Annotated in this window: 7 protein-coding genes; 3 read left to right on the forward strand and 4 right to left on the reverse strand. The window is 69.8% G+C overall.

Features of this window, described 5'->3' with window-relative positions; genetic code table 11:
* The first annotated feature begins 236 nt into the window (after window positions 1-236).
* A complete protein-coding gene (locus tag ACFWFP_RS14260) occupies window positions 237-3398 on the forward strand; it encodes an AAA family ATPase (protein ID WP_379295193.1) in 3162 nt (1053 codons plus the stop codon).
* Window positions 3399-3449: 51 nt separating this feature from the next.
* On the opposite strand, the gene ACFWFP_RS14265 is transcribed toward ACFWFP_RS14260, so the two are convergent.
* On the reverse strand, window positions 3450-3842 hold the full coding sequence (locus tag ACFWFP_RS14265) for a DUF4254 domain-containing protein (protein ID WP_379295194.1): 393 nt from the start codon (window positions 3840-3842) through the stop codon (window positions 3450-3452).
* Between the two features lie 281 nt (window positions 3843-4123).
* Between ACFWFP_RS14265 and ACFWFP_RS14270 the strand changes: the two genes are divergently transcribed.
* On the forward strand, window positions 4124-4933 hold the full coding sequence (locus ACFWFP_RS14270) for a GntR family transcriptional regulator (RefSeq protein WP_379295195.1): 810 nt from the start codon (window positions 4124-4126) through the stop codon (window positions 4931-4933).
* Window positions 4930-5529 (forward strand): GNAT family N-acetyltransferase, encoded by a 600-nt coding sequence (locus ACFWFP_RS14275; RefSeq protein WP_379295196.1) that lies wholly within the window; start codon window positions 4930-4932, stop codon window positions 5527-5529. The genes ACFWFP_RS14270 and ACFWFP_RS14275 overlap by 4 nt, the downstream gene beginning before the upstream one ends.
* A gap of 8 nt (window positions 5530-5537) precedes the next feature.
* Here ACFWFP_RS14275 and eccCa read toward each other — a convergent pair whose 3' ends face one another.
* The 3 genes from eccCa to eccD are packed head-to-tail and all read right to left on the reverse strand — an operon-like array spanning window position 5538 to window position 12483.
* Window positions 5538-9605, reverse strand: coding sequence for a type VII secretion protein EccCa (gene eccCa, locus ACFWFP_RS14280; RefSeq protein ID WP_379295197.1), 4068 nt, complete (start codon window positions 9603-9605; stop codon window positions 5538-5540).
* Window positions 9606-9613: 8 nt separating this feature from the next.
* On the reverse strand, window positions 9614-11026 hold the full coding sequence (mycP, locus tag ACFWFP_RS14285) for a type VII secretion-associated serine protease mycosin (protein ID WP_379295198.1): 1413 nt from the start codon (window positions 11024-11026) through the stop codon (window positions 9614-9616).
* Window positions 11023-12483 carry a type VII secretion integral membrane protein EccD gene (gene eccD, locus ACFWFP_RS14290; protein ID WP_379295199.1) on the reverse strand — a complete coding sequence of 487 codons (1461 nt, stop codon included), beginning with the start codon at window positions 12481-12483 and terminating at the stop codon, window positions 11023-11025. The genes mycP and eccD overlap by 4 nt, the downstream gene beginning before the upstream one ends.
* Window positions 12484-12605: the final 122 nt, after the last annotated feature.

Consider the following 12605-nt stretch of genomic DNA (forward strand, 5'->3'; position numbering starts at 1 on the left):
TAGGTGCACCGCCGCTCAAGCTTACCGGGCCGGGGTGCCAGAGGCAAAAGTGCCCCGAACCGTACACCCTGACCGGGCCCCGCGCCGCACAATCGGGAGGCCTTCGAGCGAGCCGCCCCGAGCCTGGTGCCGAGCCACCAGGCGGCCACCACGCCGTAGGGGTTGTCGCGTAAACTCACCGGCGTCGGAGAAGTGGGTCGATCAGATCGGGGGACCCTGGTGAGCGAGGCGTGCCGGTGAGCCGCAACAACGACAGCCTCCCCATGCTGCCGCCGTGGCTGTCGGAGAGCGACGTCACACAGGTCGGTTACGAGGCTCCGGTCGAGAACCTGCCCCAGGACGACGAGATCGACGAGGCACCCAAACGCCGGCGCTTCATGGGCGGGCGCGGTGACGATGCGCCGCGCAAGGACAAGGGCAGGCGCCGTCGCAAGGATCGCGAATCCGAGGAAGAGGCAGCCACCGCACGTCCGGGCGAGGCTGTCGACCAGCGACGCCCCGCCGACCCGGCCCACCAGTCCGGTTCCGGCTGGTCCACTCCGCAGCAGCCCGCCGACCCGCTGATCCCCGGCCCGTCCCACCAGCAGCCCCGTCGCGACGAGCAACCGCGTCCGCAGCCCACCTACGAGCAGCCCGCACCCCAGACCGGCCGCGACGCGTCGCAACACCAGCAGGCCGCGCCCGCACAGCCGAACGCCGGGTGGCCACAGCCGAACGCCGGGTGGCAGGCAGCCCCGAACCCGCTGACTCCCCCGGTCAACGCGCCGTTGTCATCGGCGGATCCGGCACCGCGACCGGACGCCAACGGTCCGTCGTCGATTCCGGGGCCCTCGGCCGCGGATCCGGCGCCGTGGGCAGGCGGTCAGGCGTCGACAGCGGCTCCGTGGTCGGCAAGTCAGCCACCGGCAGATCACGCGCCGACATCCACCGGCACACCCCCTCCGCTCCCGCCGTCGCCCACCAGCGTGCCCACACACACGGGCCCGGCAACACCCGCGCCGACCAGCGAGGCGGTGGACCACGCCGCGAACGCGCTCCCGACCCGGACGCCCGCGCCACCGTCGACCGGCTTCACCCCGCTCGGCCCGAGCCAGCAGCGCCCCGACCTTCCCCCACCCCCTCCGCTGCCGGACCCGCCCGCACGTCCGACCCAGGCCCCACCGCGCCTGACCGTCCCGCCGCAGCCGACCACCACCGAGCCCCGGCCGATCGCCGCCGAACCGCAGCCGACCACCGCCGAACCCAGTCTGGTCGCCGCCGAACCGCAGCCGATCGGCGCCGACCAGGCGGTTGGGCAGGCAGACCATGCGCCATCGCCGGTCACCGCACGGGACGAAGTCGAACAACACGCCACAGACGCACCGTCGACACCCACGCCCAGCGAGGTCGCGCAGTCCGCCGATGTAGAACCCCGCCCGCCGTCGTCGTTCCAGGCAGCCGAGCAGGCCACACCGCCTCGTCGCGCAGCTGCCGAGGTGCCCGAACCATCCCCGGCGACAATCGCCGCGGAGGCCACCGAATCGCCGACAACCGGTGCGCGTCACTCGGCCGACGGCCGGTCCGCGCCCGATGAAGACGCGGTCGCGTCACGACACGGGTCGCCGTACAGCTCCGCCGAGTCCGTAGCTCCGCAGCAGCCGCCGGCTACCGAGCAGCGGTCGCCGTACGCATCGGGCGAGCGCGTGCCGCCGTCGGCTTACCCCGCGACGCAGTACAACTCGGTCCCCGGTGACCCGACACCGGTCGCGCCGACGCATGCGCCGGATGGGCGGACCGAGGTGTACCGGTCCGATGATCCACGGCTACAGGGCAGTGCTCCGGGTGAGCACGGTCAGGCGAATCGGCAGGGTGGCACGAACCCCGCGGAACAAGCACGCGCCGCGCAGACCGGGTACCGCTCGGGTGAATTCGTGCAGGCGGCCGACACCGCGTCGCCGTATCCCCGCCCCGACGGCACCCCGGCCCAGCACCAGCAGCCCGACGGTCTGCCCACGTACGGTCCCGACGGCGTCGCCCAGCGGCCCGAGGGCGCGGCACCGCAGTATCGGCCCGATGCCGCACCCGCGCAGCAGCCCGACGGCGCCCCCGTGCAGCAGTACCGGCCGGACGGCTCCCCCGCTCCGCACTATCAGCAGCCGAATCAGGGGGCGCAGCAACAGTTCCCGCCGAACGGTCCGGCCCCGCAGTACCAGTCCGACGGCACGCCCGTGCCGCAGTACCAGCCCGACGGCACGTCGGCACAGCAGTTCCAGCAGCCGCAAGGCCCCGGTCAGCAGTACCAGCCCGACGGCACGCCTGCGCAGCAGTACAACCAGCCCAACGGGCCCGGCCCGCAGTACCAGCCCGACGGCACACCGGCCCAGCAGTACCAGCAGCCGAACGCGCCGCAGCAGTACCAGCAGCCGGGCAACTACCAGCAGGGCCAACAGCAGCCCTACGGCCAACCGGGTTGGGGCGCACAGCCACAGGGCTACCAGCCCTCGCTCGACGACGTTCCGGTCAAGCGTGCCAAGAAGGCTCCGGGCAGCGGCTGGCGCAAGGCCGTGCACCACGTGTCCGGCGGTGCGATCAACCCGGGCATGTCCGCCGAGGAGCTGCGCCTGCAGGAACTCGTGGCCCGTATCCGCCAGCCCGTGCGCGGCGACTACCGCATCGCGGTCCTCTCGCTGAAGGGCGGCGTCGGCAAGACCACCACGACCACCGGTCTCGGCTCGATCTTCGCCTCGATCCGCGGCGACCGAGTGATCGCCGTCGACGCCAACCCCGACTTCGGCACCCTGTCGCAGCGCGTCGCCATCCAGACCCGCTCCACCGTGCGCGATCTGCTGCTCGACCCGGCGATCCAGCGCTACTCCGACGTCCGCAGGCACACCTCTCAGGGCTCGAGCCGTCTGGAAGTCCTTGCCAGCGAGCGTGATCCGGCCGCGTCGGAAGCGTTCAACGACGAGGAATACCGGGCCGTGGCCCGCATCCTGCAGCGCTTCTACAACATCATCCTCACCGACTGCGGCACCGGTCTGATGCACTCGGCGATGAGCGGCGTCCTCGACCTCGCCCATTCGCTCGTGCTGATCTCCTCGGCCGCCATCGACGGCGCCCGCAGCGCCGCCGCGACCCTGGACTGGCTGTCCCTGCACGGCCACGACCACCTCGTCCGCAACGCGGTGGTCGTGATCAACCTCCCGCGCGAGGGCTCACCCAACGTCGGGGTCCAGCAGCTGCGCGAGTACTTCCTGTCGCGCTGTCGGGCGGTTCACATCATCCCGTTCGACGAGCACCTCTCCGAGGGCGCCGAGATCGACCTGCACCGCTTGCACAAGACCACCAAGCGCGCCTACGTGGAACTGGCGGCGACGGTGGCCGACGAGTTCAGCGTCCACCACCACCGGCTCGGCTGACACGCACCACACCCGCGCGCACTGCGGGCGTGGTGCGGTCGGCGTGTCAGCTCACCATTCGGGCAGCCGTCTGCGCCCGGCCACTACGTCACGCACCAGATCGTCGTAGGCGTCGGCCAGTTCGGCCAGGTGGTGCCACGCGCAGTGCAGCATCTCGTCGTTGGCTGCCAGCGTCATCAGGGCGTGGTGCGCGCGGACGGAGGCCTCGGCCATCCGGTCGATGACCGAGCCGACGGTCTCTGTGTGCAACGTCGCGCCGAGCCGGTGCTGCGGTACGCCCCGCAACACCCAGTCGTCGATCGCCAGCACCAGTTCACTACGCCGGCAGTCGATTTCGCGCAGAACCGCCGGATCGGTGTCGACCCGGCCGCCGCGCCCGACGATACGTTTCTCGTGCAGCACGGCCAGATCGCGCGCGAACCACAGCAGCGGTCCCCCGACCACCCGATGTCCGCGACACGCCCGGACGAGAATGTCGGAGAGGGGTAACAGACCGGGAGCAGCCGGGAGCCCGATGGTATCGACACTCCGCACTGTGTCGGGGAAAGCCATTACAACTGTCGAACTTTCCGAACCAGCCACGTTGCCTCGCCGTCATCGCCGCAGAGCACCGGATCAGGACGTTCATTACAATAAACCTCGCAAGCTTTCTGTCAAGCATTACTCGGCCGTAGGTAACCGATACGAGTACACTTCGTTACCTGCACGACCTACCGAGGAGCATGATGGCGGACGGTCCGACCTATCTCCGGATCGCGAACCTCCTCCGTGAGGAGATCCACGCGGGCACATGGAAACCGGGCGACCGGCTACCCAGCCACTCCGAGCTCGCCGATCAGATGCAGGTCTCGATCACCACCTCGCGCAACGCGATTCAGGTGCTCGTCGCCGAAAATCTTGTCTACACAGCGACTTCCCGCGGCACCATCGTGCGCAACCAGGAAGTCCTGGAGTCGGTGGTCACCGACCACATCCGGCGCGATCGGCCCAAGTCGGCGCACGACATCTTCGAGGAGATCGCGCGCGCGGCCAACCGGGAACCGTCCAAGCAATTCAGCACCAGGATGGAACCCGCGAACACCGAAGTCGCGCGCTGGCTCGGTGTGGCCGTTGATTCGTGGGTGCTCGCCCGCACGGTCGTGCAGTACCTGGACAACGAACCGTGGTCGTGGGAAGTGAGTTTCTACCCCCGCGACCTCGCCGAAGCCGCGGGCATCGACTCCCCGCACGACATCCCCGAGGGCACCACCCGCCGCCTGGCCGACCGGGGCTACGGCGAGACCGCTCACCGCGACACCGTGCTGGCGCGCGCCGCCACAGCCGAGGAGGCGGCGGTGCTCGGCGTCGCCACCGGCACCGTCCTGCTCGACCACCTGCGCATCGGCGCCAACCACAACCGCGTCACCCGCGCCACCCGCCACCGTTCGCTGGCGGGCCGCAACCAGCTGGCCTACCAGCTCGGCGACACCACGGGCAGCGACGTCATCGCCCGCACCCTAGGCATCGCACCCGGGTTGGCCGTCGCGCTGCCATGACGGTGTGCCTGCGCCCGGCCACCCTGGGCGATCTGCCGCTGATCTGCCGCCTGCGTGTCCAGCGCACGTCGTGGCTGACGGCACGCGGGTCGGATCAGTGGACGGTGGCGGGACGCGGCCGACCGATCGAGAGCTTCGCCGGGGCGGTCGGGCGGGCGCTGGATCGGGGTGAGACATGGATCGCGGAGGTGGACACCGAGCCCGCGGGGACGATCACGGTCAACCAGCGTGCCGATCCCGGTCTGTGGTCGGCGTGGGAACTCGCCGAGTCGGTGATCGTGCATTTCATGATCGTCGACCTGCGATTCGCCGGTCAGCAGGTGGGACACCGGATGCTCGCCCACGCGGCCCGGCTGGCCGACCAGAAGCACCGGGACTGGGTCCGCCTCGATGCCTGGACCGCCAACCGCCAGCTCCACGACTACTACCGCCGCGCCGGCTTCACCCTGGCCCGCATCGCCGACCCACTGGCGACCGGCCCGTCCTGCGCGCTGTTCGAACGGCGCACCGACAGCTGGTGCGGTCCGCCGCTGCGCCGCCCGGGCCACCGGCGTTCCGTCCCGGCGCTGCCGCTGATGGATCGCTTCCCCGGCTGAGTGCACGGTTACAGCGGTGGCAGGTCGGCGATGTGCACGAGTTCGATGCCCTGGCTCCGGGAGACCAGCGTGCCTCGGCCGGGCGGCATCTTGCTCGGGCGGACATCGCCGATCAGCTTTCCCTCGTCCCGGGAACCGCTCATGATCAGCGTCTGTACCGACAGGTTCTTCATCGCGCCGAGCACCGGGTCGTACAGCGCACGCGACGCGCCACCGATGCGCCGGGTGACCACCAGGTGCAGGCCGATATCGCGTGCCTGCGGCAGGTATTCGAGCAGCGGGGCAAAGGGATTGACCGATCCGGTGACCACCATGTCGTAGTCGTCGACGACGACATAGATCTCCGGGCCGGACCACCAGCTGCGCTCGCGCAGTTGCTGCTGGGTGATGTCGGAACCGGGAATTCGCTTGGCCAGGTAGCCCGCGACCTCGGCGATCATCGGTCCGCAGGTCTGCGACGAGGTGGAGTACCCGGCCAGCTGATCGCCCTCGAGCACACCGAGCATGGTGCGCCGGTAGTCGATCAGGATGACCCGCGCCTGGGACGCGTCGGACTGCTCGGCGATGCTCATCACGATGTTGCGCAGCAGCGTGGTCTTGCCGCATTCCACGTCCGCGAAGGCCATGAAGTGTGGTTCGAGACCGAAATCCAGGATCAGCGGCTGCAATTCGGATTCGCCGAGACCGACGACGACCTTGCTGCGGTCGAGCTCGACGCCCTGCCCCTTGGCGGTGGCGACGACCTCGTCGCGCGGGAAACTCAGCGGCAGCATGCGCACCTGCGGGGCACGTCGTCCCGGATACAGCGCGATGAGTTCTTCGCGTGCCCTGGTGACACCGTCGGCCACCGTGGACGGGTCGGAGTCCGAATCCAGGCGGGGCAGCGCGATCAGCATGTGCAGCTGTTCGCGGGTGAGACCGCGACCCGGCCTGCCGACCGGAACCTGGTGCGCGGTGCGACGATTCATCTCCGAGTCACCCGGATCGCCCAGGCGCAGCTCCAGCCTGGTACCCACCTGGTCCTTGACCACCGGGCGGATCTCGGCCCAGCGCGAGGCGCCGATCATCAGGTGGACACCGAAGGAAAGACCCTGGGTGGCAATGGCATTGATGAGCGGTTCGAGGATGTCGAATTCCTCGCGGATGGCGCCCCAGCCGTCGATCACCAGGAAGACGTCACCGAACTGGTCGGCGGCGAGCAGGTCACCCGGTGCGGCGGTGGTCCCGTTGATCTGTCGCGCCTCGAGCGCGGAGAACTTGCGCCGGCGGAACTCGGCCATGGATTCGATACCGAGCTCGGCGAACCGTTCTTCGCGCTGCCGCATCAGGGTGGTGAGCTCGGCGATGGTGCGCCGGACCCGATCGCCGTCGAGACGACCGGCGACCGAACCGACGTGCGGGATTCCGACCAGGCCGGCCATGCTGCCGCCACCGAAGTCGAGGCAGTAGAACTGCACCTGTTCGGGCGTGTGCGTGGCGGCCGCGGCCAGGATGATCGTGCGCAAGGTGGTCGACTTGCCCGACTGCGGGCCACCGACCACCGCGACATTGCCCTGTGCGCCCGCGAGATTGATGGTGAGCACGTCGCGGCGCTGCTCGTAGGGCTTGTCGATGACACCGATCGGCATCCACAACTGGCCGTGCCGGTTCACCGGGGAACGCCAGTCCGGATCGGGCAGCAACATGTCGGCGGTCGGCGATTCCTCCAGCGGGGGCAGCCACACTTCGTGGGCCGGCCTGCCGTGCCCGGTCAGCCGCTTGACCACCACGTCGAGCAACGAATCCGGGATGCCCTCCTCGGTGCTCTGCCCACCGGCCGGGGGCGGAGGCGGGAGTTCGGGCCGACCGCGCAGGATCGGGTCGGTCTCCTCGTGTTCCGGCTCGAGCTCGGCGGCTTCGACGGGGGCCGCGGTGAACACCACCGGCCGTTGCCCGCCGACCGGCGCGCCGTCGTCGTCGATGACGGTGCCGACCGGCGCGACATAGGAACCCGAGACGTAGCTGGCGTTGAATCGAAGCGGTTCGGAGGCATCGCTTTTCAGGTAGCCTGCGCCGGGCACGCTGGGCAGGTGGTAGGCGTCGGTGATGCCGAGTACCGCGCGAGATTCGTTGGCGGAGAAGGTGCGCAGACCGATCCGGTAGGACAGATGCGATTCCAGGCCGCGCAGCTTGTTCTCCTCCAGGCGCTGCGAGGCCAGCAGCAGATGCACGTGCAGCGAACGACCGAGGCGACCGATCATCACGAACAGTTCGGCGAAATCCGGTTTCTGCGAAAGCAATTCGGAGAACTCGTCGACGACCACAAACAGCGCGGGCAGCGGGTCGAGCGGAACGCCCGCCGCCCTCGCCTTCTCGTAGTCGGTGACGTTGGCGTAGTTGCCCGCCGAGCGCAGCAGCTCCTGGCGGCGGTTCATCTCACCGGCGAGCGCGTCCTTCATGCGGTCGACCAGCGAGAGCTCGTCCTCGAGGTTGGTGATCACGGCCGCGACGTGCGGCAGCGAGTCGAGGCCGAGGAACGTCGCGCCACCCTTGAAGTCGACGAGTACCAGGTTGAGCGCGTCCGGCGAGTGCGTGGTGACCAGCGAAAGCACCAGCGTACGAAGGAATTCCGACTTGCCGGAGCCGGTGGCGCCGATGCACAGCCCGTGCGGGCCCATGCCGTTCTCGGCCGATTCCTTGATGTCGATCTCGACCGGCGTGCCGTCCGGGGTGATACCGATCGGCACCCGCAGGCGTTCCCGCGCGGTTCGCGGTCGCCACACCCTGGCCGGGTCGATCTGGGCGGCGTCGGGAATGCGCAGCAGCGCCATCAGGCCGGGGTCACTGGTGGTGCCCTCCCCCAGGCTGACGATCTGCGCGGCCGTCGCGAGCCGGTAGCGGGCGAGCGAGCGCGCGAAGGCCGCCGCCTCGGCCGGGCTGACCTCGTCGGCCGTGGCGAACCGTTCCACCCCGGCGGCACTGCGCGCCGACACCGCGCCGTCGGCGACGACCAACTGCAGGCCGCGACGCGCCGCGAGCCCGTTCTCGGGGGCGGTCAGATCGAGCACGGTCACCGAGTCGAGGCCGGATTCGCTGATGGTGCGCTCGTTGCCGCTGATGTAGCCGTCATCGATCACCACCACCAGGTGCAGCCTGCCCTGGGTCGGCTGCGGATTGCGCATGAAGCGGCCGCGTTCCATCAGCTCGGTCTGCAACGCCGATTCGAGCTCGCCCAGCGAGGTGTACATCATCCGCGCCGAGCCGAGTCCGTCACGCACCGAGGGATGCTGCACGTGCGGAAGCCATTTCGCCCAGGCCCACTGTGCGTCGGGATCGGCGCAGACGATGGCGACGACGAGATTGTCCGGGCCGTGGAAGGTGGTCAGTTCCATCAGCATCGCCCGCACCAGCTCGCGGCCCTCGTCGAGGTCACCGCCGATATTGATGGCGGGGAAGGCGCGCAGCGAGACCGCGGTCGGCAGTTCGTGCACCACCGAATGCGTGCGAACGAAACGGCGCAGCGCCACCGTGGACACCGGCTCCAGGTCTTCGAGCGGGCCGGTTTCGGGCCTGGCCAGCTTGGTGGCGAGGCGGTGGCTGCCCACACCGACGCGCACATGCCCGAAGTCGGGGTCGGTGGGGCGGCGCTCCCACATCCGCCTGCTGCCGATCAGCGAGGGCAGATCGGCGGGTTCGGGATGACTCCAGCCGAGGGTCTCCAGCTGTTTGGTTCCGGTGGTGCGCACGTCCTTGCGCACCTGGTCGAGATAGCGGAAGTAGTCCTTGCGTTCCTCGTTGAGCTCGACGGCGCGCTTGGGGCCACCGCCGCGCATGCCCGCCATCATGCCGACCATCGACATGAGCATCATCATCGGGAACATCATCATCATCGGATTGGCCAGCAGATTGCGGCCCATCGTGACCATCATCGCGATCATGCCGACCACCGCGACCACCATGATGACGGGCATCAGCTTCATCATCAGCGGCGACGGGATGGCGCGCTGGATCTCCGGCGGCGGGGTGAGCGCTACTTCACCGCCCGGTGCGCGCGGCGGCGCGATCCGGGGGCGACGGACGAAACCTTCGGTTGCCATCGAACCCTCTACTCCTCGAATTCCTGATTGAGGTCAACACCGCGGCGGCGGAACGGGAACCCGAACGCGGCGCCGATTCCCAAGGCGGCCAACAGGAACAGCGATCCGGCGATCGCGACCTGGCGCGGCCGGGAATCCGGTTCCGGCGCCGCGTAGGGTTCGGCGATCGGATGGCCGACGTCGGCGCCCCGGCTGGGCGGCTCGGCGGACAACGGTGCGGTGAGCGCCGCGAGCGGGTCGATCAGACCGGCGCCGATGGCGTCGTCGCGGCCGCGCCCCGGTGCGTGCGCGGTGCGGGTGATCCGTTCGATCACCTGCTGGGCGGACAGTTCCGGAAACCGTGACCGGATCAGCGCGGCCAACCCGGCGACATACGGTGCGGCGAAACTGGTTCCGTCGATCGGCTGCACACCCTCCATGGTCTGCACGCCGTCGACCAGCCCGGCGCCACCGGGCTTGCTGTCCAGCGACACGATGTTGCGGCCGATCGCGGCGGCTCCGACCCACGGCCCGCGCAGCGACAGCGCCGAGGGCTGGCCGTCGGCGTCGACCGAACCGACCGACAGCACGTACGGGGTGAACCACGCCGGGGACGGGACCGTGGTCACCGAACTCCAGCCGGACCCCTCGTTCTGGTTCTGGCACGGTCCGCCCTGCTCCACATTGCCCGCCGCCGCCACGACCACCACATTGCGGTCGTAGGCGTACTTCACGGCCGCGCCGAGCGAGCCGTCGGCGGTATTGGAACCGGCTGCGGTGCAGGCCACTTCGGAGATGTTGATCACGGTGGCGCCCATGTCCACCGCGCGCACGACCGCGCCGGCGAGGGTGAGCACACTGCCGTAGCCGTCGCTGCGCAGCGCACCGTCTTCCTTGACCGAACCGGCCCGGTCCTTGCGGTCGTAGGCGAGGCTGAGCTGGCGGATGGCCAGGATCTCCGCGTCCGGGGCGACACCGACGAACGCGTCGTCGGGTGAGGGCCGGGCGGCGATGATGCCCGCCACCAACGTGCCGTGGCCGTCGCAGTCGACGGTGCCGTCGGTATCGCTGACGTAGTCACCGCCCGCTTGCAGCGCGGGCAGGCGCGGATGCCGGTTGACGCCGGTATCGATCACAGCCACCTTCTGCCCGGCCCCCCGGCTGAACTGCCAGGCCGAGGGCAGATCGAGAACCTGCTGCGCCATCGGCGGTTCGACCGGCGCGTTGCCGCGCAGCACCGGTTCGGCACACAGTTCGCGCTGTTCGGTCGCCTCGAGCGGAGCCGGTCGCCCACTCAGCGCCAGTGCGGCGTCGAGCGCGCCCGGATCGATCCGCGGCGGGGCGATGGCGCCCGCCGGCATCGGGAATCCGGCGACCGTGCCGAGCACGGTCGCCGCACAGGTGAGCCGCAGCAGCGCGCGCCGCATGGCTGCGCCGGTCATATGTTGCGGGCGGTCGAGTACACATCCATCACCCACAGCGCGAGCGGGATCATCGTGATGATCAACAGGTACTCGAAGATCTCGATCATTCGCCTCGTCACCGGCGTCACTTCCACATGGGGTCCGATGACGCCGAACCCGATGACAGCACCCGCAGTCGCCAACAGCAGTGCCACCGCGACGAATTCGAGGGATTCGTGGCCGAGGCCGAGGCCGGTCAGCAACGCGAGCAGGGTGAGCGCGCCCGCGATGATCAGCGTGGCGGCCTGCACCAGGTCGGCGTAGGAGCGTCCGCGCAGACACAGCACGATCCCCGCCACCGCCGCGAGGGCGACACCGCCGGAGTGGAACGAGCCGAACGGGTCGGCCGCGCCGACGGCACCGATCAGCGCGGCGAGCGCGCAGGCGACGACGAGACCGGTCTGGATCTGATTCGCCACCCGCGCGCGTTCGCCGAGCCCGGCCGCCGAGGGCAGCGCGATCGCACCGACCGCACCGACGCCCTCGATCGTCGGGCGCTGTTCGTGATCGGCGGGGTCGATGGCACCGCCCGCGGTCGGCACGGGCGGAATCGGCAGTCTTGCCGTCACCGCGGCCAGGCGCGGCACCGACGACAGCAGCATCACCGCCGCCACGAGTACCCCGGCGAACAGCTTGGCCAGCCCCGGATGCCAGATCAGGTAGATGGCGCCCGACACCGCGCCGAACACGCTGAGCGTGATCGCGGCGGCGAACAATCCGGCACCGATCCCGGTGACCCGGTACCCGATCACCGCGGCGACCAGGAGCGTCACGCTGCCGAGCAGCAGACTGCCCGCACCGAGCCCGCCCGGCACCACCAGCGCGCCCCCGCCGAACAGCAGCAGCAGCGCGTCCAGCGAAAGCCAGTTCGCGGTAATCGAATCCGTGAATTTCCGCGCGGCGATTCCGGCCGCCGCCGACGCGGCGATCCCGGTGCCGAGCAGCGCGAACGCCGGGGCGAGTGGATCGGTGTGTGCGCGCGAGACGACCAACAGGGCGAGTGCGGCGATGATCGAGACGGTCGCCAGCACGAGCCCGGTCCAGCGGGCCGCCGATCCGGACCACCCGCGGAACTCGCCTGCGGTGAGCCGGGATACGGCGTCGATGACATCGTCGAACAGCGCGGGCGACTCTCGGCGGGTCACCGGGCTCAGCACCAGCAGCTCACCGTCGTAGACCTCGGCCTCGGTGAGCGTGCGGCTCGGCGCGAGGGGGTCCTGCCCGAGTCGCGCCAGCGTCCAGTGCTGGGCGCGGATCGGCGCGGAGTCCTCGTCGCCTTCGAGCGGGCGCGGATCCCGCGAGCGGATCAGCGCCACCAGATCACCGATGAATCCGGCGATCGGAACCGTGGCGGGCAGACCTATGTCGAGCTGCGTATCACCCCCGATCACTGAAACTCGGCATAATTCGGGCTCATTGCCTAACAACGTCGACACCAGTGATGAACTCTCAGTCGTAGCTGACTACTTCCGTTGCGACCACACGGCAGCGTTACCTAATCTAACGGACAGGGCAAACCGGCGCGATCGAAGTCCTACCGCCGGATTGAACACCAGCT

The organism is Nocardia sp. NPDC060249, assembly GCF_042728755.1.
GTDB lineage: Bacteria > Actinomycetota > Actinomycetes > Mycobacteriales > Mycobacteriaceae > Nocardia.

Excerpts from the sequence above, each read along its gene's own strand:
- mycP (WP_379295198.1), bottom strand. The coding sequence starts at position 11,026 with ATGACCGGCGCAGCCATGCGGCGCGCGCTGCTGCGGCTCACCTGTGCG.
- eccCa (WP_379295197.1), bottom strand. The coding sequence starts at position 9,605 with ATGGCAACCGAAGGTTTCGTCCGTCGCCCCCGGATCGCGCCGCCGCGC.
- ACFWFP_RS14275 (WP_379295196.1), top strand. The coding sequence starts at position 4,930 with ATGACGGTGTGCCTGCGCCCGGCCACCCTGGGCGATCTGCCGCTGATC.
- ACFWFP_RS14270 (WP_379295195.1), top strand. The coding sequence starts at position 4,124 with ATGGCGGACGGTCCGACCTATCTCCGGATCGCGAACCTCCTCCGTGAG.